The organism is Zhongshania sp., assembly GCF_029212375.1.
In the GTDB taxonomy this organism is placed as follows: domain Bacteria; phylum Pseudomonadota; class Gammaproteobacteria; order Pseudomonadales; family Spongiibacteraceae; genus Spongiibacter.
Window position 1 is genome coordinate 17,099 of sequence record NZ_JARGNU010000001.1, and the last position, 26,433, is coordinate 43,531.

A 26,433-nucleotide genomic window follows, 5' to 3' on the forward strand; every position below is an offset into this window, starting at 1 on the left:
AGATTAGTCTTTGTTTTTACTGCTGGCGCTGCGCCGAACTGGGCCGGACTTTACGCTGTCTGCTGCGCCAGAGGTAGTGTTTGCCGTTGTGGTTTTTTCGGTAGTTTTATCACTATTTGCTGTCGTGCTTGGTTTGTCGCTAGCCGCTTTGTCGGCGGATTTACGGTTGGTCGCCAAGCCGCCCAATGATTTAAGTACTCGCGCCGATAAGTCGAGGGTTTTCATACCTTCTGTAAAAGCGGTTTTGGCCATGTGTTGGATCATTTCGGTATCGCCTTCGCCAATGCGTTTGTAGACCGCATCCCATAATGGCTGGGCGTCTGGCAAGCCGACTAGGCGGCGGGCTTCTTCTGGGCTTATTTCGACTTCGAGATGAATTTTCATGTTTTACTACCCCGCATTGTATCCTGTGAGTATGCCATCCGCAGTTGCCGGGTCAATCATTAGCGGCAAATGCGGTGGCGCTATTTAGTTATTAAGCTGGCTGAGTACATATTGCAGAATGCCGCCGTGGCGGAAATAGGCGAGTTCCTCCTGAGTGTCAATGCGCAGGCGGCCCAGCACCTCGTGGCGACTGCCGTCACTGCGCGATAGCACAATACGCACGGTTTGTTTGGGCTTTAGTTGCTCCTCGCAGGGAATGATGTCAACGCGTTCATCACCTTGCAGATCAAGCATTGCTCGGGGAATTTCCTTGTCGAACTCTATCGGCATAACGCCCATGCCGACTAAGTTGGAGCGATGAATCCGCTCAAAACTTTCGGCAATAACGGCTTTTACACCGAGCAACAAAGTGCCTTTGGCGGCCCAGTCTCGGCTTGACCCAGAGCCGTATTGCTTGCCCGCGATGATGACCAGTGATTTGTCTTCTTCTAGGTATTTCATGGCCGCTTTGAATATGGGCAGTACGGTTTTACCGTCAGGCGCGAGGGTATAGCCGCCTTCGCGGTCCACCAACTTGTTGTGCAGGCGGGTATTCGCAAAGGTGCCGCGGCTCATTACTTCGTGATTACCGCGCCGTGAGCCATAGGAATTGAAATCGTTGGGCGCAACGCCAAGGCTTTGCAAATAGTGCCCAGCAGGGCTGTCGGTGGCGATTTTGCCCGCTGGTGAAATGTGGTCGGTGGTAATAGAATCGCCAAAGACGCCCAGAATACGGGCGCTGCGCAACACGGGAAAATCCTCGCCAGCCAGCTGTGGCTTATCAAAAAAGCTGGGGCAGCGAATATAGCTTGAATCGACCTGCCATTGATAAGTGTCGCTTTTTTCAACTGCAATGGCCTGCCATTCCTTGGTGCCAAGGTAGACGTCTTGGTAAGCCTCGCGGTACATCGCGCCACTGACCGTTTTGCGAATCTCGTGAATTTCGGCGGTGCTTGGCCACAGGTCTTTGAGGAAAACTTCCCCGCCCTTGCTGTCGGTTGCGATGGCTTCTTCCTGTAAATTGAGCAGGGTCGTGCCTGCTAACGCGTAGGCAACAACCAAGGGTGGCGAAGCCAGCCAACTGGCTTTTACTTGGGGATGGATGCGGCCATCAAAATTGCGGTTGCCAGACAGCAGGGCGGAAACCACCATGTCCTTGCTGTCGATGGCCTTGGCGATGGGTTCGCGCAGCGGGCCGGAATTGCCAATACAGGTGGTGCAGCCATAGCCTACTAAATCAAAACCTAATGAATTGAGGTCGTCTTGTAGGCCACTGTCGGTCAAGTATTTACTGACGACTTTAGAGCCGGGCGCCAGTGACGTTTTTACCCACGGTTTTACCCGTAAACCTCGTTCCCGCGCTTTGCGGGCGACCAACCCCGCCGCAATCATAACGTCGGGATTTGAGGTGTTGGTGCAGCTGGTAATGGCGGCAATAACTACGTCGCCGTGGTGAAGGTTGAGCTTCATTTCCTCAATATTGGCGGTCTCGTTTAAATCGCGCTCGCTGGTAGCGAGATAGTCGCGCATGGCATTGCCTAGATCGCTAACCGCGACGCGGTCTTGGGGGCGGCTGGGACCGGCTAGGCTAGGCACCACGCTTGCCAAGTCCAAGGTTACGCTGTGGCTGAATACTGGCTGGTCGCCGGGGTTTCGCCACAGACCTTGGGCTTTGCAATACTGCTCGGTCAGGGCAATGGTTTGCGACGGCCGACCGGTTAGTTTTAGGTAGGCGAGGGTGGCTTCGTCTACTGGGAAATAACCGCAGGTTGCGCCGTATTCCGGCGCCATATTGGCGATGGTGGCGCGGTCAGCCACACTGAGTTCGGCGAGCCCGTCGCCAAAAAATTCTACAAATTTACCCACCACGCCCTCGCGGCGCAGAATTTCTACTACGCTGAGCACCAGATCGGTGGCGGTAACGCCCTCCAATAATTTGCCGCTCAGTTCAAAGCCAACAACGTCGGGCAGCATCATTGAATAGGGCTGACCTAGCAGTGCGGCTTCGGCCTCTATGCCGCCCACGCCCCAGCCGAGTACACCCAAGCCATTTACCATCGGTGTGTGGCTGTCGGTGCCAAGCACGGTGTCGGGATAGGCCATTTTACCGTCTTCGCTCACCCACACTACTTGCGCTAAGTATTCCAAGTTTACTTGGTGGCAAATGCCGGTGCCGGGCGGCACTACATTGAAATTATCAAAGGCGGATTGACCCCATTTCAGAAAGCGATAGCGCTCTTCGTTGCGCTCCATTTCCTTTGCCACGTTTTCGCCAAAGGCTTGGGGTGAACCGTATTGATCTACGGTGACGGAGTGGTCTATAACGAGGTGTACTGGGATTTTGGGGTTGATTGCGGTCACATCGCCGCCCCGCTTGGCAACGGCATCGCGCATGGCGGCTAAATCTACAATCGCAGGTACGCCGGTAAAATCTTGCATCAATACCCTAGCGGGTGAAAAATTGAGGTCTTCGCCGCTGCTGGCGTTGTCTAGCCAGCGCGAGAAAGCAACGATAATGTCGGCATTCACCGTTTCGCCGTCGAAATGGCGGAGTTGGTTTTCTAGCAAAATTTTGAGTGACTTGGGCAGCTGCGCCAAGCGCTCATCGCCCAATTTTTGTAAATCGTAATATTGGTAGCTCTGCTCGCCGCAAATCAGCTCTGAGAGCAGGTGTTTTGTGGACTGCATGGGTGAACTCCTTTGAGCTTAGTCGTGTGTGCATCGCTCACCCTAGCACAGACAGCTGAAAAAGCAGGTTTCTCCCAACGATAAAGTGCGCAATGGCGGTGGCATTCAATAGCCTTCGCCGTAAACGCCAATTATTGGTCGAGCTTGCGGCGCTCGGGACGACACTTAAATTATGCGCTATAGCGCCATTTTTCTAGTGAATTCTTAATCCTGCTGTGCTGTAATCGGTTCCGATCACGGGGTGTCGGCCCCGCTACAGTCCGGCACCTCGCTACCCAATAAATATAAATTAAGGGGGCGAATTGAAAGTTACTAATGTTAGCGACGCCGAGTATTTTCACAAGGTTGTCGATTGCCAATATGCCTGCCCAGCCCACACGCCGGTGCCAGAATATATCCGTTTAATTGCTGCGCAGCGTTATACCGACGCCTATATGATTAACTGGGAATCCAATGTGTTTCCAGGGGTCTTGGGTCGCACCTGTGATCGGCCCTGCGAGCCAGCGTGTCGGCGGGGGCGGGTGGAGGACGAACCCGTTGCGATCTGTCGTCTGAAACGAGTCGCGGCAGACAATAAGGGCGACATCAGCGCTCTAATGCCCATCATTCCTAAGAAAAAGAACGGCAAACGCATCGCCTTGATTGGCGCCGGGCCAGCCGCGCTGACGGTGGCCCGAGATTTAATGCCGCTGGGCTATAGCGTAGATTTATACGACGACCAGCGCGCTGGCGGCGGTTTTATGCGCAGCCAAATTCCGGCGTTTCGGCTACCGGAATCGGTGCTCAATGAAGAGGTTGATCGCATTCTCGACATGGGGGTGCTCACCCACTTTAATCATTATGTCGACAGCCTAAAAGCGGTGCTGGATAAAGACTACGACGCGGTGTTTGTGGGCAGCGGTGCCCCTCGTGGGCGAGATCTCGACATTCCCGGTCGCCAAGCTGCGGCGGCCAATATCCACATTGGTATTGATTGGCTGTCCAGTGTTGCCTTTGAACATATCGAGACGATTGGCAAGCGGGTCATCGTCTTGGGTGGTGGTAATACCGCCATGGATTGCTGCCGCACCGCAAGGCGTTTGGGTGGCGACGAAGTCAAGGTAGTGGTGCGCAGCCCCTTTGCAGAAATGAAAGCCTCGCCCTGGGAAAAAGAAGACGCCCAGCACGAAGGTATACCCATTCTAGACAATCACGTTCCTAAAGAATTTGTGTTGGAAGATGGCCGCCTTGTGGCCATGGCCTTTGATGAGGTTGAAGCCGTATATGACGCCGCCGGTCGTCGTAATTTGGTGTCGACTGGGCAGGCGCCCGTTATTGTGCCCTGCGACGATGTGCTAATTGCTATTGGCCAAGAAAACTCCTTTCCGTGGATCGAGCGCACAATCGATATTGAATTTGGCAAATGGGATATGCCGGTTGTCGATGAAGTTACCTTTCAGTCTAGCAATCCCAAGGTGTTTTTTGGTGGTGATGCCGCCTTTGGCCCTCAAAATGTGATTACCGCCGTGGCCCACGGCCACCAAGCGGCAATCTCGATAGATCTGTTTTGCCAAGGCGAATCGGTGACCAAGCGGCCACCGCCGGGCGTGACCCTCGTAAGCCAAAAAATGGGAATCCACGAGTGGAGTTACGACAGTGAAGTGGCTGCGGATGTGCGTTATCACGTGCCCCAAGCCGAGCTGGAAAAATCCCTAAGCAATCGCAAGCTTGAGGTGGAGTTAGGCTTTGACGCCGCCACCGCGTTTCACGAGGCCCAGCGCTGCCTAAACTGCGACGCGCAAACCGTGTTCACCGAAAAACTCTGTATTGAATGCGATGCCTGTGTCGATATTTGCCCCACCGACTGCCTCAGTATTGTGGTTAATGATGTGGACGAGGCGGAGCTGCGGCACAAGCTGAAAATGCCCGCTAAAAATACCGAGCAAGCCATTTATGTGTCGGCAGATTTAGCCACCGGCCGCGCCATGATTAAAGACGAGGATATGTGCCTGCACTGCGGCCTGTGTGCCGAGCGCTGCCCAACGGCGGCGTGGGATATGCAGAAATTCTACTATACCGTGAGCAAAGCAGGGCAGGGCGTTTGAGATGAAACGAATCGAAGCAGTTAACGACTTTGTTATTAAATTCGCCAATGTAAACGGCACCGGCTCGGCCAGCGCCAATAATATGTTTGCCAAGGCGGTGTTCCGAATGGGCTTGCCGGTTAGCCCTAAGAATATCTTTCCCTCTAATATTCAGGGCCTGCCCACATGGTATGAAGTGCGGGTCAGTGAAAAGGGCTATCTCGGTCGCCGCGGTGGCGTCGATATGATGGTGGGCATGAACCCCCAGAGTATGGCCAAGGATATAAAGGAGATTGATAGCGGCGGCTATTTTTTTTACGACTCCAGCAAGCCCCTCGATTTGCGCATGATGCGCAGCGATGTTCACTTTATTGGCGTGCCCCTTAAAGACTTGTGTCAGCGCGAGTTTAGCGATCCCCGTCAGCAGCAGTTGTTTCGCAATGTGATCTATGTTGGCGCCCTAGCCGCGCTGTTAGATATCGAATTTGATGTGCTCAGGGGCTTGGTGTCGGACCAATTTCGTGGCAAAGAAAAGCTTATTACCCCCAATGTGCGCGCCTTGGAATTGGGGTATCACTACGCTAGCGAACACTACAGCTGCCCGCTGGGTATTCGCTTAGAGCGCCGCGATGCGGTGGGTGAGCAAATTCTGATCGACGGTAATACGGCGGCTGGCCTTGGCGCTATTTATGGCGGCGCTACTGTGGCGGCGTGGTATCCCATTACCCCATCAACCTCGGTTGTCGACGGTTTTGATAAATACTGTAAGCGTCTGCGGATTGACCCTGGCAGCGGCAATAAAAATTACGCCATTGTGCAGGCCGAAGATGAGTTGGCGGCGATTGGCATGGTGATAGGTGCCAGCTGGAATGGCGCGCGGGCCTTTACCGCCACCAGCGGCCCCGGTATTTCGCTAATGAGTGAGTTTTTGGGTTTGGCCTATTTTGCTGAAATCCCAACGGTGCTGATTGATGTGCAGCGTGCTGGGCCGTCAACGGGTATGCCAACCCGCACTCAGCAGTCTGATATTTTAGCCTGTGCGTACGCCTCTCACGGCGACACCAAACATGTTTTGTTGTTTCCCGCCACGCCGCGTGAATGCTTTGAAATGACGGCCCAAGCCTTTGATCTTGCCGAGTCATTGCAAACGCCGGTGATTATGCTCACGGATTTAGATTTAGGCATGAACGACACGATGTCGCCGCCACTGGTGTGGGACGACACGCGGGAATACCAGCGCGGCAAGGTATTTAATGAGGAGCAGTTAGAGGCAATGAGCGAGCGCTTTGGTCGCTATCTGGATATTGACGACGACGGAATTCCCTACCGCACTTATCCAGGTACCCACCCCAGCAAAGGCGCTTTTTTTACGCGCGGAACCTCGCGGGATGAATACGCGGTATACACCGAAGACGGCGATGCCTACGAGAAAAATATGCAGCGTCTGCTTAAAAAGTGGGATACCGCCAAACAGCGGGTGCCCGCGCCTGAGCTGATTAAGGCGGGCAAGGGCAGCAAAATTGGCGTGATTCATTTCGGCACCAGCCGCTGCGCCACCCTTGAAGCAATCGATAGCCTGCAAGCCGAAGGCGTCGCAATAGACACTTTGCGCCTGCGGGGCTTTCCGTTTAATAAAACCGTGGATGCCTTTATCGAAGAACACGAAACCGTGTTTTTGGTAGAGCAAAACCGCGACGCACAAATGCGTACCTTGCTGGTGAACGAGTGCCTAATTTCACCGCGGCAATTCATTCCGATTTTAAATTACAACGGCACCCCGATAACGGCGAAGTATATTCGTGAAGAAATACTGTTGGTTGTGCGCGGCGACAATGTGCGCCCGTTGCGTAAACAACGCTCAGTGAAGGAGTCTGTGTAATGAGCTATATTCGTCCGGTCTTTCGTCACCCAGATTTACCTCGCAATGCCTTGGGCTTTACCCGCAAAGATTACGAAGGGGCTATCTCAACGCTTTGCGCCGGTTGCGGTCACGACTCGATAAGCGCCGCCATTGTGCAAGCCTGCTTTGAGTTGGCGCTACCGCCGCACAAAGTAGCCAAGCTGTCGGGTATTGGTTGTTCGTCAAAAACCCCGACGTATTTTTTAGGGAATTCCCACGGTTTTAATTCGGTACACGGCCGTATGCCTTCGGTGGCAACCGGCGCTAATTTGGCTAACCGTGAGTTAATCTATATTGGTGTGTCTGGCGATGGCGATACCGCATCTATTGGCATGGGTCAGTTTACCCACGTTGTCCGTCGCAATTTAAATATGATGTACGTGGTCGAAAACAATGGCTGCTACGGGCTGACCAAGGGCCAAGATTCGGCTACTGCCGATATTGGCTCGGCCAGTAAAAAAGGCGAACCCAACCACTTTGAGCCTATCGACTTGGCTAGCGTGGCACTGCAATTAGGGGCAACCTTTGTGGCGCGCAGTTTCTCGGGAGACCGTGCGCAATTGGTGCCGCTGATTAAAGCGGCAATTAGTCACCGCGGTTTTGCCTTTATCGACGTGATCTCGCCCTGTGTTACCTTTAATAACAACCCAAAATCCACCAAGGGTTATGAACATGTGCGCGAGCATTTAGCGGCAACGGGCACCGTGGATTTTGTGCCCTTTAAAGAAGAAATTTCGACTGAGTATGAACAGGGCGAGTCTAAGGAAGTTGCCTTGCACGACGGCTCAGTGGTGCATTTGCACAAAGCTGATCCTGAACTTGATATCACCAGTCGCCGCTCGGCGCTGCGTTTGATTAAAGACTACAAAGCCAAAGACCAAATTCTTACCGGCTTGCTGTATATGGATGAGAACTCCCAAGACCTGCACGAGATTCTGGGCACCAGCAAAACGCCTTTGCGGGATCTAGCCGCGGCGGAGCTCTGCCCAGGACAAAAGGTGTTGGATAAATTAAATGAGAGTTGGCGCTAGCGCGAGATAGCTCGGCATTGCGCTGGCCGTCCCAAGTTTCTGTTATATAGCTCAGCGCTAAAACACCTGTTACCGTAGGTTTAGCGCTGGCTCATTGCTTTTGCTACCGAGTTAACAGGCGCCGTACTCGGCCCATTGTTAGGGCTTCCTCGCCGCGCCTTTCTAGTAGTGGCGGCATCATCTCATTTATTGCATCAGCCACCTGCTGGCGAAGACTGACCATGGTCTTTTGCGCGAGTCGCTTGCCTTTATATTTGCTTAGGTCGAGGGGTGGGGCAAACTGGATATAACACTTCTGGGGTTTTGGAATTAAAGTGCCAAAGACACCGACTGGGACCGGCCCGAATAGATCGCTGCGGGTATTTTCGTTGATAATGCCTAGGCGTTTTAAACCGCGGCCAATAAGCGTGTTTGGCAGATCTGCGCCCTCAATCAGGTGGCCATAAAATTCTTCTGGGCCAACAATCGCCGTGGGCACAATGGTGTAACCGTGCTTGGCGGCGAGCTTTATAAAACCGTAGCGCTCTTTCCACATGAGCTTGTATTTGTCTTCAGCTGATTTGGTCGCTTCGTGGGCGCCGCCGGGGAAAACCAATAAATCGCTGCCGTTTTCCATTAGTGCAGCGCACACATCGGGGTGGCCAATAACAATGCCGTTATTGAGCAGCAAATTCTCGTTGAGCGTGTTCCACAGAAATTTGTCGCTGAGCGGTCGCAAAAAACGCTGTTGTTCGGTCAGCATTGGCAGGCCAATAATGGGGCCGTCTACCGCGTACATAGCGTGGTTGGCGATGAAAAGGCAGGGCTGCTGGGGGATGTTGTGGGTGTCGATAAGCTTAGGTTCGAACATCCGTTTAATTAGTGTGTCTAGCAGCCTTACCATAGTTGATGCTGGGGGCTTAACTTGCACGGCCTTATTAATATAGCGAACAAGATCGTCGCCGCTGTAGGGTACAGCGGTTTTATCGGTAAAAGCCATGAAATGATCCTGCTGCATAAATGGGCGCGAACCGCCATATTAGCAGAGCAGGGAAATGAATAGAAATTTAGCTGCGGACTAACTCAGCAGGCTGGGTTTCGAATGGCCGAAAGCGGCGTAGGGTGATTAGGCCGCGACATTTTTGACCAACACATACTCGCAATAGCGTTTTAGTGAGCTGAGGGACTTTTTGATATCAACAACCTCAGGGGTAACCAGCCATTGGTAGATAAGGCCGTAAATGCGACTATAGTAGTCAATCACAAATTGGGGGATATCGATATCGGCAGGGAAATCACCGCGCCTTACACCTTCCTCCACAATTTTAGTTAGCCCTTGTTGGGACTCGGTGTTGTAACGCACCAGCTCGTCGCTTAACACCGAGGGATGGCCCAGCGAGTCAAACCACAGGGTATACATTACTTTAACGTTATCGGCTTCGTTAATAATAATATGTTCAACGGCGTCAACACGGGTGCGTATCGCGTCGATGCCTGATTTGCCGTCTGTTTCCTGTAGGTAGCCATACCACAGTTTTCGGTGTTCGATGAGAATGCGTTTAAAGAGCTCTTCTTTAGAGCCGAAGCGAGCGCTGGCTAAACCGCGGCTGTAGCCAGCGCGTTCACCGACTTCTTTTAAGGTGGTTTTTTCCGTTCCGATTGCCAAAATAAGCTCATTCGCGACTTGCAGCATATTCTCGTCTGACTTGGCGACGCGTTCTGCTTGGGTTAGTTTTTGTTGGCTTTCGGGCGCTGTCATATACGTGGCTTGTTAAATGTGCAGTAGATGAAATTGTAAGCTGCTTCCGTCTTTGCGGCAAGATACTTGTTTGTTTTAAACAAATATCTTACCACGCTGGCATTATCGCGTACTAAAAGCTATACCTTTAGAGCATTGCTGGTTAGCGCTATGGGTAGTGGCGCCTAGCAAGAATGGCAAGCGATGTCCATATAACAGAATATTTAATTACAGGAGTTTTATATAACAAATTAAACTTGTTTGTTTCAAGCAAATAAGTTTACAAGGCAGTGTGCTAATAGTTAGTATGCGTAGTAAGAGTGAGACGAAGTGGTGGCAAATTAGTAATTGCTGTCACTTTTGTGAAGGTGGAATCGCTCTGGCTTCGAGTGTGAAAAATAAAATCATAAAGGGTTATTTATATGAAAAAATCATTAACGAAATTGGGAATTCTCTGCTTAACCATTCCTGCTGCAACACAGGTTTTTAGTGCGCCACGTGAAAGCACAATGCTCGAGGAAGTGCTCGTGACGGCCGAAAAGCGAAGCCAGAGCATTCAAGACATTCCTGCAAGTATATCGGCATTTGACGAACGCGCAGTGCGCGACGCGGGTATTGTTGACGTGTCTTTAGTTGCGCCGCGTGTTCCCGGTTTTTACGCGGGTGGTTTTGGTACCAGTCGGCCGCAGCTTTATATTCGCGGTATTGGTACACGTCAATTTGATCCAGGTTCAGAGTCATCGGTAGGGGTGTTTGTTGACGAAGCTTACCTCGGCCGCACCGGTGGGGTTTTGGGCACCCTGAAAGATGTTCAGCGTATCGAAGTGCTTAAAGGCCCTCAGGGCACCTTATATGGCCGGAATGTGATTGGTGGTGTTATAAATGTTGTCACCAAGGGGCCGAGCAACGAATTTGAGGCAGAAGCTGAAGTCGGTGCGGGTAATTACAACAGCAAAAATCTATTCGGCGCGGTGTCTGGGCCGTTAATTGAAGATAAATTGTCTGGTCGTGCGGCCTTGTGGCATAGCTATCGCGAAGGCTATATGACGAATTTAACGACTGGCGAACATCCCCAAGGTTTAGATAATAGTGGCGGTCGTTTCCGCTTATTGTTCACGCCAGCCGACAATCTTCGTATGGATTTGATTGCAGATTTTGCACGGGATACCGGTGACTCATTCCAAGGCGAAAGCATTGGTTCTACGGCTAACCCAGATGGCATTCTTTTGGGCGGCGGTGGTACGCCAAAGAAATCAGGCGATAAATTTAAACAGTTCTATACAACGGATACTGATTACAGTCGCGATGTTGATGCCTTAAACGCAAAAATTGAATACGACCTTGAATCTGGTACCTTAATCTCTGTGTCGACTTATCGCGAAATGTCTTACTCAGACGATCGGGATTTCGATAACACCAGCTTGGATGTAATGCGTCAAATCTCGGTAGAAGACTCAGAGCAGCTAACACAAGAAATTCGCTTTGTTTCAAGCCCAGACGGTCCGCTGTCCTTTAATGGTAAGGTCGATTGGATAGCAGGTATCTATTACTTTAGTGACGAAAGTTCGCATTTCGACACCTTTAAATATGGTCCCGATTCAGCAGTTTACGCGCCAACCGCCGATGGCAGTTACCCGACCGACGTTACTGGCGGCCTATTTGATACCACCAGTAATGCCTATTTTGGTCAGGCCACAATCCTCTTAACCGATCAATTAGATTTAACCTTGGGTTTGCGCTACACCAAAGACACCAAAGAGGCCGTATTGTCGGGAACAACAACAGATGCTCGGCCATTGGTAAGTGCAGATTTTACCGTTGTTAATCCGTCGCAAGACTTTACCTCAACGGATCCTAAGGCGGTGCTTAATTACCGCGTAAATGATGATCTGAGTTTTTACACCAGCTACAGCCAAGGCTTTAAATCGGGTGGCTATCAGTACACTTCATTAAACGCGTCACAGGCGGGCATTGTATTTGAACCAGAGGAGCTTGAAGCCTATGAAATAGGCTTTAAATCACAATGGCTGGACAGCTCACTGACATTTAATGGCGCTGTGTACCAGTTTAATTACACCGACATTCAAGTATCACGTGTGGTTCAACTTAGCGACGGCAGCACGCCATCGCTAATTGATAACGCGGGTGAAAGTGAAATTCGCGGCTTGGAAATGGACTTGTTATACCGGCCTACCGTGGCACTCACCTTGAACTTTGCCTATGCCTACACCGATGCCAAGTATCTTGATTATGTGGCAAGTAATGCCGTCGATTATTCAGATACTCGTATGGTTAGAGCGCCAGAGAACTCCTTCAACATTGGTGCGGAATACATTATTCCCCTCAAAGACGAAATGGAGCTGATTCTGCGTGGCGACTATTCCTATAACAGCGAGTTCTTTCACGAGCCAGGCGAAGCTGATGCTAAATACGGCACCACGGCGCCTTATACCAAAGAAGATGCTTACGGCTTAGCCAATGTGAGAGCAACGGTCAACATTGACAGTAACTGGCGCGCCAGCGTGTGGGCTAACAATGTGCTCGACGAAGAGTACCGCAGCACGATACTCGCCTTGCCTGGTCAGGTTATCAATATTTACGGTCTGCCAAGAACCTTTGGTGCCACCGTGGCGTGGACTTACTAAGTCCTGTCGGACCTATTATATAAGTCTAATGTTGCTAAGCAGGGTGCGTCGTTCTTTAGCGCACCCTGCTTTAAAACCGCTGTTTTTTTGGAATATTCAATAATGAAAGATAATTACCAATTTCTTAGCATTGAGCGCCGTGGGGATATCGATATTGTTAGCCTCAATCGGCCCGAGGCGCTTAATTCGCTAAATAAGCAATTGTTCAGCGATTTATACAATTACTTTCTCGGTTTGCAAAGCAATTACCATACTCGAATTGTGCTGCTCCGCGGCGAAGGTCGCGCGTTTTGCGCCGGTGCCGATTTAGATTCCAGTGCATTTGCCTCAGGTGAGGGCCGTGAATCTCAGCAGTACGAAGTGCAGCGCCAAGCATCGGCATTAATTAAATTAATGCGCAGCTGCTCGCAACCAATTATTGCTTTATGTCACGGCCCAATTTGCGGCGGTGGCTTTTCATTGGTGTTAGCGGCAGATGTTCGCTTAGCCGCACCCTGTACCAAGATGAACGCCGCGTATATCAAAGTAGGTTTAACGGGTACCGATATGGGCTCGGGTTATTTTTTACCAAGAATTATCGGCTTTTCCAACGCCGCCATGTATTTGTACACCGGGCGCTTCATTACTGCTGAGCGTGCGCTGGCCATGGGCTTGGTGTCGGAGTTGGTCGAAAAAGACCAGTTGCTCGAGCAGGGCTTATTACTGGCCGACGACATGTTACAAGCATCGCCCCTTGGCCTGCGCTTAACCAAAGAAGCGCTCACAGCAACAGTCGATTCACCAAGTTTAGACGCGGCGGTCGCCATAGAAGATCGTCAGCAAAACCTGCTGATGGGCACTGCAGATCATCAAGAGGCAGTAACAGCCTTTAAAGAAAAGCGTCGCCCAAACTATAAAAACACCTGATTTAAAGAGAAGAACCCTATGCAAGGATTAATGATGGACGTGCCGATGCTATTGTCTCGGCTCATCGACTACGCCGCAGACCACCACGGTGAAACCGAAGTGGTGTCGCGTCAAATCAATGGCCGTGTTGAACGCAGCAATTGGCGGGCCGTGCGCTCGCGCAGCAAGCAACTCGCCAAATCCTTGCTGGCCGCTGGCTTTAATAGCGACACCCATTTCTCGTCCCTAACGTGGAATACCATTAATCACCTTGAAGTATTTTACGGGGTGTTGGGCATAGGCTCGCCGCTGCATACGCTGAATCCACGGCTAACCGTGAATGATCTGTGTTACATGATCGAACTGATGGCAGATACGGTCTGCTTTTACGACGCAGATACCCAAGCACTGGCAGAAGAGATAGATCGCAATACCGATTTTATCAGCCAGTGGATTTACCTCGACGAAGGCGAAGCGCTGCCCGCAGCTAGCCTCAGAAAATACGGTTCTTTAAGCGCATTGAAAGACGGTGTGGATGATCAATTTGAATGGCCGGTATTTGATGAGCGCGATGCCGCGACGGTGTGTTTTACCTCAGGCACCACGGGTCGGCCCAAAGGCGTGGCGTATAGCCACCGCAGCTTAACGCTTTGCGCCATGAATATGACCATGGTGGATATGTACGGCAGTGCCCGTAATGGCGAATTGGTGTGTGCCATGCCCATTGCCCCCATCTTTCACGCTAACGGTTGGATGATGCCGTTCTCTGCGCCCATGAACGGCCATAAGCTGGTATTGCCAGGCCGGGATTTCTCGCCCGCTGGCGTCGTTGAATTAATGGCCCAAGAAGGCGTAACCATTGCCGGTGCAGTACCTACCGTGTGGAGCGATATTATGGCCACCGCGGATCGCAGCGAAACAAGCCTGCCATCGCTAAGTACCGCCTTGGTTGCGGGCACGGCCATACCCGAAAAGCTTTTTGATTTATTAGAGGGCCGCGGTATTGGTGTGCGCACCACATGGGGGATGACCGAAGTTCCCGGCGCGACCCGCGCGAGCTTGCCACCAACAGCCGGTGAAGCGAATAAGGCCGACATCCGTAAAATCGCGCTCAGTCGCCAGGGCCGTGTTGGTTTTCAAGCCGATTTACGCATTGTGGATGAGGAGGGCAATCGCCTTGCTCACGACGGTATCGCCTCGGGTATTTTACAAGTGCGCGGCCCAATCGTTGCCGCCCGCTATGTAGGTGAGAGCGAAGATCAAGCCGTCGAGTGGCTAGACACCGGCGATATCGCCACCATCTATCCAGACAGCACAATTCAAATCGTTGATCGGGCTAAGGATGTTATTAAGTCCGGCGGTGAATGGATAAGTTCACCACAGTTAGAGGCCGCTGCTGCGAGCCACCCTGCAGTCAATTTGGCGGCAGCGGTGGCGGCGCCCCACCCACGCTGGCAGGAGCGGCCCTTTTTATTATGTACCCTAAATGCGAACCAAGAAGTCTCGGCAGACGCGCTGCGTCAACACATGGCCCAGACTCTCGCAAAATGGTGGTTGCCCGAAGACATAAAATTCATTGAGGAAATGCCGTTAACCGCAACGGGTAAAATTAATAAAGTGCGTTTGCGCCAGCTGTATGTGCAAGCAAGCACCCTTGAAGAGAAGGGCTAAGTGCGATGCTATTAACCGAGCTTCAACAGCAAATAGCCGACGCGGCAAAGGCTTTTTCATTAAAAACGCTACTGCCAGAATACCAAGCGCGAGAGCGCCACGGCGTGCTAGATCGCGATCTTGTTAAACAACTTGGCGACTTAGGTTTTCTTGGTGTTGATTTGCCAGAGGCAGTTGGCGGCATGGGCTTAGATGCTTTATCGGCCGGTGTGCTTGCCGAGCAGATGGCCTACGGCGACTTTAATATCAGCGCCTTGCCAGTAAATGTGTCTTTGGTCGGCTCAATTCTAATGCGTTATGCCCATCCCGATGTTGCGGGGCAGTGGCTGCCAAAAATGGTAGCTGGCGAGGCGATTGTCGCTATTTGTTTAACCGAGCCCAGTGGCGGTTCCGACGCAGCAGCGTTAACAATGCGGGCTAGGCGCGATGGCGACGACTATATTTTAAGCGGCGAAAAAGCGTCTATTACCTTTGCCGATTGCGCCGATGCCTCCTTGGTATTTGCCCGCACCGGCGAGGGCGACAAGGCCGCTGGCGTAACGGCATTTTTTGTACCCCATGACTGCAAGGGTGTCAGCCAAACTCGCTATGACGACTTGGGCAGCGCCATTATTGGCCGCGGTTCGATCTTTTATGACGAGGTGCGCATACCCGCTAGCCATCGTGTTGGCGATGCGGGTAAGGGTTTTAGCCAAGTTATGCAGGGTTTTGATTACAGCCGCGCCCTTATTGGTTTGCAATGCTGCGGCGCCGCTCAAGCTTCATTAGACGAAGCATGGGCCTATAGCGTAGACCGTGAAGCCTTTGGTCGTCCTATTGCCCAGTTTCAAGGGGTCACTTTTCCCTTGGCAGAAGGCGAATCCCAAATCGCCGCCATTCGCCAATTGTGTATGCACACCTTAAGCCTGCGCGATGCCAATTTGCCCCACACCTCAGAAGCCGCAATGTGTAAGTGGATGGGGCCACGCTACGCCCGCGATGTTATCCATCAATGCCTGCTGACCTTTGGTCATTATGGTTGGAGCAAGGATTTTCCCCACCAGCAGCGTCTGCGCGATGTGATGGGTCTAGAAATTGGTGATGGTACCGCCGGTATTATGAAATTGATCATCGCCAGAGAGCGCGTGGGTCGTCATGCCGTGCAGTACGCATCTTCGTAAATACGATAAACCGAATTGAGTGAAAATTTATGGCCTCATTAGCTAATTTGTATATTCCAACCGCCGCCGAGGCGCCTAGCCCTGAGTATCAAGATCAGGATGATTTACGTCATCGGCCATTGCCTGGCGGAAAAATGCGCGACTCCCTGTTCTGGGAAATGATCATGCCTGACGAGAAGTTAGGCTTTCAGGCCTATCTTTATTTGGCGGGCACCGGCCAAGCGGGTTTTAATTTTGTGGTGTGGGGCGAAGATCAAGAACCCTATGTGCTGGACCTTGGTCATGGCGAAGTTGCCGACAGCATGGACTTTGATAACTTCTCCTTGTCGGGTTTGAGCCTGACCCAGCCAGACTTACGCAAGACGGCAGTGCTCAAGTACGAGAGTGACAATCTTAAATTGGAATACAATTTTACCGCTATTCACGATGCCTTTAGCTATCGGCAAAACCCCACCGGTTTACCCGAATGGTTTGCGCTAAATCGCTTTGAGCAGACCGGCCGCGTTACCGGCTTCTTAGAATTTGGCGACCGCCGCATTGAATGGGATCGCATTGGTCATCGCGATCACTCTTGGGGAACCCGCAAATGGGGCGTGCCTCATCATTGGAAATGGCTTATTGCCTACACCCCAAATGGCCGTCATATCGTCAATGCCTGGATCTATATCGCCAAGGGTGAAATGGGCGTTGCCGGCTATGTGGTTAAAGACGGCGAAGTGGTGCCGATCGACACCATTAAACATCACGCCAGCTACGACGATGATATGGGCCAGCGTCAAGTAGAAGCGGCGATCACCGATACTCGTGGTGGTGTGACCCATCTGCAAATGGAGCGCTTTGGCTTAGTGCGTCTACCAACCAATGACAAAATGGATACCATGATTATGGAGGCCGCCTGCACCGCGACCATTGACGGGCATGCAGCGGCGGGGCAGTTTGAAACCCACTGGCCTAAATCCTATGTTAATTACCTTGCTTCGCTGAATAAAAAATCATGAGCTGGGACTGGTGTGAAGCGAGTTTGGGGCGGCTACAGAATTTCCTTGCCGAGCAAGGCTTAACTGATGGCCCCCTCACGACGACGCGTATTGGCGATGGTCACTCCAATCTGACGTATTTGGTCAGCGACGGCAAGCATGAGATGGTTTTGCGTCGGCCGCCGCCGCCACCTTTACCGGTAGGTGCTCATGACGTTCTGCGTGAGGCGCGGTTGATTAAAGCGTTGGAAGACAGTGGCGTGCCCGTCGCCAAAGTACTGGCTGTGGAAGATGGTTTACAGGTTCTAGATGTGCCGTTTTATATTATGGAATACCTCGCTGGTGAAGTCATAACTGATGTAACACCGGCCAGTTTAGCGATTCCTGCCCAGCGTCAGTTTATGGCGGAAACCTTGGTCGATACGCTTGTTGCGCTACACAAAGTAGATTGGCGCGCCCGAGGTTTAGAGGGGTTTGGTAAACCAGACGGCTTTAATGCTCGGCATTTTAAGCGCATTAAGTCGTTGATCCCCGATGATGTAAATTTGTCTCCCGCGTTCGCGGAGTTGTCCCAGTGGCTTGCTGCGAACATTCCTATGGAGTCCGATGCTTGCATTGTGCACAACGATTTCCGCATTGGTAATGTGATGTGGAAGGCGACGGCGCCAACTCAGCTCCTCGCCGTTTTAGACTGGGAGTTGGCAACCCTTGGCGATCCGCTATTCGACCTTGCCTATTTTATTAACTGCTATCCCCGCCATGGAATCCCCCGCACGCCAACCCAAGACTTGGCCGCCGCGGTATTGGAAGACGGCTATCTAGAGCCAGCCGAGTTAATTGCGCGCTATGTGGCGGGCAGTGGCCGCGATGTGTCGAATTTAAAATGGTATCAAGTATTCGTCGATTGGAAACTGGCAATATTGTACGAATACTCTCGGCGTCGCGGTGGCGATGATTATTATCAGCAAGCTGGTTTGGTCGATAGGTTTTTGGCAGCGGCGACAAACACCATCGCGTCTTGAATTACGAGGAATAGAAAAATGGCAGAGATGGAAATAATTCCCGAAGGCTTTGAGCAGATTATGCCAGCGCCAGGTTTTGATGAGCACATTGGAAAAATTTACCAGAAGCAGCTAAGCGGAAGCAAAATTTTGGGTTTCCGCGTTCGCGATATTCACCTTAATAAGGCAGGCAGTTGCCACGGTGGGGTACTTACTTATCTTGCCGATATGCAGCTCGCGGCAGTTGAGAAGCAAATTCGCAGCAAGATTTTTCATTACCCAACCAAAAATTTGAATGTCGATTTTATCGCGCCGGTGCCTAAGGATGCCTGGGTAGAAGTCGAAGCAGATTTAGTACGAGAAACCAAAAGTACCCTCTATTCACAGGCCTTAATGAAAGTGGATGGTCGTATTGTGGTGCGCACCACGGCCTGTTACCACATTGCGCAGTAGTCGCTGCAAAGTAGAACACTAACTAAAAGTAATAAAGATAATATTGTGGAGTTGTGATGAGTCTTGAAAGCGCTAATGTAAGATCTGATGGCTATAGTAATAGTCGCTACCGCTATTACGCTTTAGCGCTGTTGACGACCTCCTATATGTTTAACTTTGTTGATCGGCAAATACTGTCGATTTTGCAAGAACCAATCAAGGCCGATTTGGGCTTGTCAGATACCCAGCTCGGTTTGTTAACGGGCTTCGCCTTTGCGGTATTTTATATTGTGATGGGTCTGCCTATTGCGCGCTGGGCAGATAGAGGCAACCGCAGAAACATTGTCGCGTATTCCGTCGGGCTATGGAGCATGATGACCGCCGCCTGCGGCTTGGCGCAAAATTACTGGCAATTGCTGCTAGCGAGAATTGGTGTAGGCGTAGGTGAAGCGGGTTGCAGCCCACCGAGCCACTCAATGATCTCAGATATCTTCCCCATGAAAGAGCGGGCAACCGCCATCGCGACCTATAATAGTGGCGTCAATATCGGCATGTTGGTCGGCTTTTTAATGGGCGGCTGGATTCAGGAATATTTCGGCTGGCGCATCGCCTTAATGGCGGTGGGCATTCCCGGCATTTTATTGGCTTTGGTCATTAAGTTTACGGTTAAAGAACCCCAGCGGCAGGTGGCTAAAGCACTGGAAAATCAGGCTGCAGAAGCCCACCCGACACTGCTGGAAACCATCACATTATTGTGGTCAAAGAAAACGTTTCGTTACATGGTTTTTGCTGGCGCACTCGCTTCATTTAGCGCCTATAGCTTGTATAGCTGGACGCCGTCGTTCCTGATTCGCAGCTTTGGTATGAGCACCGGCACCGTCGGTAATTGGCTGGCCCTAACCATTGGCGTGGGCGGCGCACTTGGCACTTTTTCCATGGGCTATGTGGCAGACCGCTTGGGCTTAAAAGACCGCCGTTGGTATCCTGGCACCATCGCACTGGCCTACGGCTTGCCGCTGCCTCTGGTGGCGGCAATGCTACTGAGTAGCGACGGCACCACCGCGCTGCTGTTCTTTATCATTCCCGCAGCCTTACAAGCGACTTACCTTGCGCCGCTGATTACCGTCACCCACAGTTTAGTAAAACCGAGTATGCGCGCGGTGTCCTCGGCGGTGGTGTTATTAATGGTCAACTTAATTGGCTTGGGTTTTGGTCCGGTGCTGGTCGGGGGCCTAAGTGACTATTTAGAGCCGACTTACGGGAATGAAAGTCTGCGCTATTCACTGTTGTTTTGGGTAAGTGCTGCGACTTTGGCGTGTTTGGTCTTGTGCGCATTAACGGCTAAGCATATTCGTAGGGATATGCCAGAACAGCTTGATTAAAAAATGCGGAAATCTTGCGGAGGTGTGGCTATTGCTTTTTGCAATGGCGCGCCGACGTTTTGCAGTTGCGTTATGAGTCGAGAGCGCCATTGTCGGCAAGCTTAGCGCAAGGCCATAAAGCCATTATTTAGCACAATTTGCTGGCGTTCCTTTGAGGAGGCGCGAAAGTGTATTCCTGCGGCGCTGCGCCAGCCTTCAATGACGAGGGTTTCGCCGGGGTATACCGGTGCGCTAAACCGCAGCCCAAGTGAGGCGATGCGGTTTACGTCGCCGTCTATGGCGCGGGTTAGTGCAAGGCCGGCGACGCCATAGGCGCAGAGACCGTGAAGTATGGGTTTGGCAAAGCCGGCTTGTTTGGCGATGGCGGGGTCGACATGCAGTGGGTTGCGGTCGCCATTGAGCCGATAAATAAGCGCGGCGCGTTCATCTATTGCAATTTCGCTAACGATGTCTGGCTCGCCGCTTGGCACGGCTGCGAGCGCGGCGGGTGCCTCGCCAAAGCTGCCACAGCCGCCATCGCCACGCAGTAAATAGCAGGCACGCACGGTGCACAGTAGTTCGTTATTGGCGGTGTTGTAGATGTCTTTGTCGAAATGCATAAAGGCGCCTTTGTCTGGGCCTTTATCAATAATCGCCGAAACGCGGTATTCGGCCCTGATTTCGCCGCTTGGTGGAATGCTGTGATAGAAGTCGATGCGCTGTTCGGCGTGCAGCAGTTTGACGAGTTTGATGTCAAATTGCGCGGCGGTCATCCACAGGCCGGGATGGGCTAGTACTGCGGTAATGGTGGGTAGGCACACCAGATTTTTCTCGTAGACTAGATTTAAATCTTGCTCGAGATGCGCGGGGTCGCCTGCACCTAGGCTTAGGGCGTAGAGCATGGTGTCGCGATCATTGTAGCTGACCGTTTTTGCGTCAAATTTATGTGTCAGTAGGGCTTGTAAGTTCATGCGGGAATGCTCTTGTTAATAATCTAAATTCGAGTGTGGCTCTTGGGGCTAATTATCTTATGCCAAAGGCGGTTCTATTGTCTGCAAAGGCGCTAATTTAGCGCGCTGTTTTACGTGTTAGAGGGCCGCAGTACGGCAGTGTTCTTGCCTATAAGGTTAGTATGCGTAATAAATAATCGGTTTTCCATCGTTTAGTTAGCCTGTCTTTAATCGCGCTATATATGTGCAATATCATGGTCTTTTTGTTGAATCACAGCGGCGCAGCTAGACAATATCTCTTAAAATACTATAAGCTAGATAACAATTAGCAATGTAACTTAATATCCATCGAACTACCAGTCTGCCTATAGCGCTGGTAAACGATAGCCAGCGTGGGAGTGAACATGCCAGATTTACTGAAGGATAAGGTCGTTATTGTTACCGGTGCAGGCCGCGGTGTGGGGCAGTGCATTGCCGAGTATTGTGCATTACAAGGTGCCAAAGTGGTGGTTAACGACTTGGCCAAAGATGACAATGGCGTCGCGATTGCCGAGCTGGTTGCCGAGAGCATCCGCAAGGCGGGCGGTGAAGCCATTTCGTCTACGGATAATATTGGCTTGATGGCCGAGGCCGTGAATTTGGTCAATATCGCCATTGAGGCTTGGGGCCGGGTGGATGGCCTAGTTAACAATGCCGGTATTCTTCGCGATCGTATTTTTCACAAAATGTCCGAAGAAGAGTGGGATCTGTCTATTCAGGTCAATCTCAAGGGCTGCTTCAACACCGCGCGTGCAGTTGCGCCGTTTATGAAAGAGCAGGGCAGTGGCGCAATGGTGCATATGACGTCAACCTCGGGCTTGGTTGGCAATTTTGGTCAGGCAAATTACGCCGCGGGCAAAATGGGCTTGGTTGGTCTGTCTAAGTCGGTAGCCCTCGATATGCAACGCTTTAACGTGCGTTCTAACTGTGTGGCACCGTTTGCAATGACGCCAATGGTGATGAACGGTATTCCCCGCGAAACCGAGGAAGACGAGGCGCGCTGGAAAGTCATTGAGCGTATGGAGCCAAACAAAATAGCGCCGCTGATTTGCGCACTTATCTCAGATGAAGGCGCCCACGTAAGTGGTCAGATTTTTGGCGCGCGCGCGAATGAAGTGTATTTGTTCAGCCAGCCGCGGCCGATCCGCACTGCCCATATTGGCGACGAAGCCGGTATCAGTGCCGAGGCGATTATTGACCGCGTGTTCCCGATGTTTAAAGGCGATTTCTACCCCCTTGAGCGTTCGATGGACGTGTTCAGCTGGGATCCGGTGTAAGCCAAAATCTAAAATTGGTTTAGGCGTGCGGCGCAAATATTAACGCCGGCGCCTAGCGCTAAGTCCAAATGAATACCCACGTCTAAGATCAAATTTAAGACCAGAAATGCAGATCGCCCTGTTGGCCATAGTCGCTGGCAGTGTCTTTGGAGAGATATATGAGTACAGCAATCGGGATTCGCTCCTTTGGAGCCTATATTCCAGCACGACGGATGCAGCGCAGTGAAATTGCCAAGGCACATGCTTGGGCGCTGCCCGGCTTGCGTGGTTTAGGCAAGGGCGAAAAAGCCTTCTGCTCTTGGGACGAAGATGTCATCACCATGGCGGTTGAAGCCTCGCGGGATTGTATGCGCGGCCAAGATGTAAACGCCCTGGCGCGGCTTTGCTTGGCCAGTACTAGCGCGCCATTTGCCGATGTGCAAAACGCGACCTTGATCGCCAGCGCCCTGGGTGCGCCGCGCAATGTGGCAACGAGCGATCAGACTGCATCAACCCGCGCTGGCCTGAGCGCGCTTAGTCACGCTTGCCAGAGCGGCGGTAGCCAGTTATTGGTGGCCGGCGAAAAACGCCGAACCAAGCTTGGCAGTGCTCAAGAAATGTTATTTGGCGATGGTGCTGCGGCGTTATTGCTGGGCAGCGGCGACGATTTGCTGGCCACGTATTTGGGTAGCGAATCTTTGTCTGTGCCTTTTGTAGATCATTTTCGTGAGTCGAATTCTGACTACGAATACGCTTGGGAAGAGCGTTGGATTCGCGATGAAGGTGTTGGCAAATTGGTGCCCGAAGCGGTAAACGCATTGCTGCAGCGCCTAGGTAAAACCGCTGCCGATGTTGGGCATTTTGGCTTGGCTGGCGGTGGCCCTCGCGCCGATGGTTTTGCGGCGAAAATAATTGGAATTGCCGATGCGTCCGTGCTGCCAGACCTGCGTAATAACGTGGGCGACACCGGCGCAGCGCATTCCTTGCTGCTGCTGACCGAAGCCCTAGAGCGGGCACAGGCCGGCGACTTAATTATTATTGCCGCCTTTGCGCAAGGCTGTGAAGTGATCGCCTTTGAAATGGGCGCCAAGGGCAGTGATACCGGCCGCAGTGGTTTGGCCGGTAATTTGGCGCGCCGCCAAGAAGAAACCGCGTATATGAAGATGCTCAGTTTCTCTGGCGAAATTGAGGTTGAGTGGGGCATGCGTTCGGAGACGGACCAAAAAACCGCACTGACTCAGCAGTATCGCGTGGCCGATCAAACCTTTGAATTTGTTGGCGGCAAATGCCGCGACTGCGACACCATTCAATTTCCGCGCCTGCCTAACTGCGTTAATTGCGGTGCCTTCGACACGCAATCGCCCGCGCCGCTGGCCGACGAAAAAGCCAAGGTACTCACGGTTACCGCTGACTGGCTGATGTTTTCACAATCGCCGCCGCTGTATATGGGCTTGTCTCAGTTCGACAATGGCGCGCGGATGTTAATGGAAATTGTTGATGTTGGCCCCGAGGGCATCGATGTTGGCACCCCGCTGGAAATGACCTTCCGCATTAAAGAGCTAGACAAGATGCGCGGTTATCGCCGTTATTTCTGGAAAGCACGCCCCATCGTTAGCGCCGCAGGAGAGTAAACATGGCAACAGGAATTAAAGACAAAGTCGCAATTATCGGCATGGGCTGCAGCCAGTTTGGCGAGCGCTGGGACGCCGGTTCTGAAGATCTCATGGCCGAGGCGTTTAACGAAGCGCTGGCCGACGCGGGCATAGAAAAGGCGCGTATTGGCGCGGTTTGGTATGGCTCTGCCGCAGACAAAATTAATGTGGGTAACTCCGCGATTCCGCTTTCTACCGCTCTGCGCTTAGACGGTATTCCGGTAACCCGCGTAGAAAATATGTGCGCTACTGGCACCGAGGCCCTGCGCGGTGCAACCTATGCGGTGGCATCTGGCGCCGTGGATATTGCGCTGGCGATTGGCGCTGAAAAATTAAAAGACACCGGCTACGGTGGCTTGCCACATATGCCTAAAGGCACGTTCAACGATTTGTGGATGCCTTATGGCTCTGCACCAGCGGGCTTTGCTCAGCTGGCGGCGGGCTATCGCACCAAGTACGGCCTAGAAAAAGACGTGCTAAAGCAGGCGATGGCGCGGGTGTCTTGGAAGAGCCACCAGAACGGCGCTAAAAATCCCAAGGCTCACCTGCGTAAAGCGGTAAGCATGGAAACCATTCTGAATGCGCCGCTGATTGCCGATCCACTCGGTGTGTTCGACTGCTGCGGTGTATCTGATGGCGCGGCCTGCGCGATTGTCACCACGCCTGAGATTGCCCGTTCGTTAGGTAAAACCAATTTGGTTACCATCAAATCTTTGCAGTTGTCGGCCAGTTCGGGGCGCGAGCAGGGCTTTAAAGATTGGGATGGCAGCTATGTGCCAAATACCCGCAACGCCGCCAAGGCAGCGTATAAAGAAGCGGGCATTACCAATCCTCGTAAAGAGCTTAGTGCGATAGAAGTACACGACTGCTTCTCCATTACCGAACTAGTCACCATGGAAGACTTGGGTGTTTCAGCAGACGGCCAAGCTTGGCGCGATGTGCTCGACGGTGTGTATGATGCCGACGGTGAGTTGCCTTGCCAGATTGACGGCGGCCTAAAGTGTTTTGGTCACCCCATTGCGGCATCGGGTTTGCGCATGGTGTATGAACACTATTTGCAAATGCAGGGCCGGGCGGGAGATCGCCAGTTGCCGAATCCTAAGCTAGGCTTAAGTCACAATCTTGGCGGCGTACCCTATAACGGGGTGTGTGCAATTAGCATCGTCGGTTTAGAAGGCGTGTAATCAGCATTATTATTGCGGCACACTGAGCGAGCTTGGAGAAAAGGGTATGACGGCTGTTTCTGTTGAGGCGCTAGCAAGTTTAATACGCGCCGGCGACAAGGTGTTTGTTTCTGGTAGCGCGGGCGAGCCCATTGCGGTGACCGAGCTGCTGGCTACTACGCCGGAGCTTGCCGCGGGCGCAGAGTTTTACTGCAGCTTTATTCCTGGGGTTAACCCGCGCAATTTGGCCAACGAAAACCGGCGGATGACCGTCGGTTTTATGCAGGGCGGATTCCGTAAAAGTTTGGCTGCAGGCCATGTGCGCTTTGCGCCCATGTCTTATACCGCTACGTTGCAACACTTGTGCAGCGACGGCGTAATTAACACCGTACTGGTACAGGTGTCGCCGCCAGATAGCGATGGCTATTGCTCGCTGGGCTTGCAAGGCGAGTTTTTGCCCCAGTTACTTAGCCGCAAGCCCCGTGTGTTAGCGGTTATAAATTCTAATATGCCAGTGCTGGCCGGCTCGGCTAAGTTGGCCATGGCCGACATTGACGCTTACTGCGAGAGTGATTTGCCACTGGCGACCTACGATCCTGGTAAGCCCAATGCAGGCGCGCAGGCAATAGCGGAACATGTTGCGGCCTTAATTCCCAATGGCGCTGCGCTGCAGTGTGGGCTGGGTAAAATTCCAAATCAGTTGATGGCGGCACTTGCTGATCATCGCCGGCTGCGTATTCATAGCGGTATGGCCAGCGACGGCATTGTGTCTTTATTAGATGCGGGGGCGCTGGACCTTGATGCTGCGGTAACCAGCATTGTCGCTTTGGGCAGCAATGAATTTTATCGTCGCTTGCCAGAATTCAAAAAGCTGAATATATGCGGCGTTGAAGCCTGCCACAGTGCACAGGCATTGGCGCAAGTGCCGAAGTTGTTTGCGGTGAATTCATCAATGGAGCTTGATCTGTTTGGTCAGGCTAATGCCGAAATGCTGGGCGGGCGCTTTGTTAGTGGCCCTGGTGGTTTACCCGATTTTGCCGCCGGTGCCAGAGCGCAACACGATGGCTGTTCGATCATCGCCCTGCCAGCGGCCGATCCAACTGGCGAGCAATCGCGTATAGTTGCGCGGTTGGATAGCGGTGTGCCCGTTTCCGTGCCACAGTATAATGTGGATGTGGTGGTTACTGAGTATGGCAGCGCTTATTTGCGCGGGGCCGATATGGTGACCCGTGCCGAGCGCTTGGTGGCGATTGCCCACCCGAATCATCGTGACCGACTTTATACGGAGTTTGAGCAGCGCTTTTTGGTGTGACGTAAACCGAGTGGCGGGACGGGAAAATCCAAGCACATTATTCGCAATAGAACGATATACATGCTAACATTATTCGCATGTATGATTACCAATACGATTGTTAAAGA

20 protein-coding genes are annotated in these 26,433 nt (G+C 52.2%); 15 read left to right on the forward strand and 5 right to left on the reverse strand.

All coding sequences use genetic code 11. The annotated features are described in order from the left end of the window. Positions 1 to 3: 3 nt before the first annotated feature. Positions 4 to 384 (reverse strand): DUF6489 family protein, encoded by a 381-nt coding sequence (locus P1U47_RS00090; RefSeq protein WP_301026463.1) that lies wholly within the window; start codon positions 382 to 384, stop codon positions 4 to 6. 84 nt (positions 385 to 468) lie between these two features. Then, complete coding sequence (gene acnA, locus P1U47_RS00095) at positions 469 to 3,111, reverse strand: aconitate hydratase AcnA (protein WP_301026464.1); 2,643 nt, start codon at positions 3,109 to 3,111, stop codon at positions 469 to 471. 302 nt (positions 3,112 to 3,413) lie between these two features. Between acnA and P1U47_RS00100 the strand changes: the two genes are divergently transcribed. The 3 genes from P1U47_RS00100 to P1U47_RS00110 are packed head-to-tail and all read left to right on the forward strand — an operon-like array spanning position 3,414 to position 8,105. Beyond that, positions 3,414 to 5,195, forward strand: a complete 1,782-nt coding sequence (locus tag P1U47_RS00100) for an FAD-dependent oxidoreductase (protein WP_301026465.1) — start codon at positions 3,414 to 3,416, stop codon at positions 5,193 to 5,195. A gap of 1 nt (position 5,196) precedes the next feature. After that, positions 5,197 to 7,053: a 2-oxoacid:acceptor oxidoreductase subunit alpha gene (locus P1U47_RS00105; protein WP_301026466.1), complete on the forward strand. Its 1,857-nt coding sequence runs from the start codon at positions 5,197 to 5,199 to the stop codon at positions 7,051 to 7,053. Next, entirely contained in the window at positions 7,053 to 8,105 is a 1,053-nt protein-coding gene (locus P1U47_RS00110; RefSeq protein WP_301026467.1) for a 2-oxoacid:ferredoxin oxidoreductase subunit beta, read from the forward strand. The genes P1U47_RS00105 and P1U47_RS00110 overlap by 1 nt, the downstream gene beginning before the upstream one ends. Before the next feature lie 103 nt (positions 8,106 to 8,208). On the opposite strand, the gene P1U47_RS00115 is transcribed toward P1U47_RS00110, so the two are convergent. Then, positions 8,209 to 9,084 carry a lysophospholipid acyltransferase family protein gene (locus P1U47_RS00115; protein WP_301026468.1) on the reverse strand — a complete coding sequence of 292 codons (876 nt, stop codon included), beginning with the start codon at positions 9,082 to 9,084 and terminating at the stop codon, positions 8,209 to 8,211. A gap of 126 nt (positions 9,085 to 9,210) precedes the next feature. After that, positions 9,211 to 9,843 carry a TetR/AcrR family transcriptional regulator gene (locus P1U47_RS00120; RefSeq protein WP_301026469.1) on the reverse strand — a complete coding sequence of 211 codons (633 nt, stop codon included), beginning with the start codon at positions 9,841 to 9,843 and terminating at the stop codon, positions 9,211 to 9,213. Between the two features lie 401 nt (positions 9,844 to 10,244). Here P1U47_RS00120 and P1U47_RS00125 point away from each other — a divergent pair, with 401 nt between their 5' ends. The 8 genes from P1U47_RS00125 to P1U47_RS00160 all read left to right on the forward strand — a co-directional run bounded on the left by P1U47_RS00125 (position 10,245) and on the right by P1U47_RS00160 (position 19,975). Continuing rightward, positions 10,245 to 12,467, forward strand: coding sequence for a TonB-dependent receptor (locus P1U47_RS00125; RefSeq protein WP_301026470.1), 2,223 nt, complete (start codon positions 10,245 to 10,247; stop codon positions 12,465 to 12,467). A 102-nt stretch (positions 12,468 to 12,569) separates the two neighbouring features. After that, complete coding sequence (locus tag P1U47_RS00130; protein ID WP_301026471.1) at positions 12,570 to 13,373, forward strand: enoyl-CoA hydratase/isomerase family protein; 804 nt, start codon at positions 12,570 to 12,572, stop codon at positions 13,371 to 13,373. A gap of 18 nt (positions 13,374 to 13,391) precedes the next feature. After that, the gene (locus P1U47_RS00135; protein ID WP_301026472.1) at positions 13,392 to 15,023 is read left to right on the forward strand and encodes an AMP-binding protein; all 1,632 of its coding nucleotides are present in this window, start codon (positions 13,392 to 13,394) and stop codon (positions 15,021 to 15,023) included. 5 nt (positions 15,024 to 15,028) lie between these two features. Then, complete coding sequence (locus tag P1U47_RS00140; RefSeq protein ID WP_301026473.1) at positions 15,029 to 16,183, forward strand: acyl-CoA dehydrogenase family protein; 1,155 nt, start codon at positions 15,029 to 15,031, stop codon at positions 16,181 to 16,183. Positions 16,184 to 16,212: 29 nt separating this feature from the next. Further along, a complete protein-coding gene (locus P1U47_RS00145) occupies positions 16,213 to 17,181 on the forward strand; it encodes a hypothetical protein (protein ID WP_301026474.1) in 969 nt (322 codons plus the stop codon). Further along, on the forward strand, positions 17,178 to 18,182 hold the full coding sequence (locus P1U47_RS00150) for a phosphotransferase family protein (RefSeq protein WP_301026475.1): 1,005 nt from the start codon (positions 17,178 to 17,180) through the stop codon (positions 18,180 to 18,182). Before P1U47_RS00145 ends, P1U47_RS00150 begins: the two co-directional genes overlap by 4 nt. 18 nt (positions 18,183 to 18,200) lie before the next feature. Next, positions 18,201 to 18,614 carry a PaaI family thioesterase gene (locus P1U47_RS00155; protein ID WP_301026476.1) on the forward strand — a complete coding sequence of 138 codons (414 nt, stop codon included), beginning with the start codon at positions 18,201 to 18,203 and terminating at the stop codon, positions 18,612 to 18,614. A 56-nt stretch (positions 18,615 to 18,670) separates the two neighbouring features. After that, positions 18,671 to 19,975 carry an MFS transporter gene (locus tag P1U47_RS00160; protein ID WP_301026477.1) on the forward strand — a complete coding sequence of 435 codons (1,305 nt, stop codon included), beginning with the start codon at positions 18,671 to 18,673 and terminating at the stop codon, positions 19,973 to 19,975. 101 nt (positions 19,976 to 20,076) lie between these two features. On the opposite strand, the gene P1U47_RS00165 is transcribed toward P1U47_RS00160, so the two are convergent. Continuing rightward, complete coding sequence (locus P1U47_RS00165) at positions 20,077 to 20,925, reverse strand: MaoC/PaaZ C-terminal domain-containing protein (RefSeq protein ID WP_301026478.1); 849 nt, start codon at positions 20,923 to 20,925, stop codon at positions 20,077 to 20,079. A 383-nt stretch (positions 20,926 to 21,308) separates the two neighbouring features. On the opposite strand from P1U47_RS00165, the gene P1U47_RS00170 reads away from it, so the two are divergent. The 4 genes from P1U47_RS00170 to P1U47_RS00185 all read left to right on the forward strand — a co-directional run bounded on the left by P1U47_RS00170 (position 21,309) and on the right by P1U47_RS00185 (position 26,326). Continuing rightward, positions 21,309 to 22,220 (forward strand): SDR family NAD(P)-dependent oxidoreductase, encoded by a 912-nt coding sequence (locus P1U47_RS00170; RefSeq protein WP_301026479.1) that lies wholly within the window; start codon positions 21,309 to 21,311, stop codon positions 22,218 to 22,220. A gap of 158 nt (positions 22,221 to 22,378) precedes the next feature. Beyond that, positions 22,379 to 23,830 carry a zinc ribbon domain-containing protein gene (locus P1U47_RS00175; protein WP_301026480.1) on the forward strand — a complete coding sequence of 484 codons (1,452 nt, stop codon included), beginning with the start codon at positions 22,379 to 22,381 and terminating at the stop codon, positions 23,828 to 23,830. A 2-nt stretch (positions 23,831 to 23,832) separates the two neighbouring features. After that, positions 23,833 to 25,035 carry an acetyl-CoA acetyltransferase gene (locus P1U47_RS00180; protein WP_301026481.1) on the forward strand — a complete coding sequence of 401 codons (1,203 nt, stop codon included), beginning with the start codon at positions 23,833 to 23,835 and terminating at the stop codon, positions 25,033 to 25,035. Between the two features lie 46 nt (positions 25,036 to 25,081). Beyond that, positions 25,082 to 26,326: an acetyl-CoA hydrolase/transferase C-terminal domain-containing protein gene (locus P1U47_RS00185; RefSeq protein ID WP_301026482.1), complete on the forward strand. Its 1,245-nt coding sequence runs from the start codon at positions 25,082 to 25,084 to the stop codon at positions 26,324 to 26,326. The last annotated feature ends 107 nt before the right edge of the window (positions 26,327 to 26,433 follow it).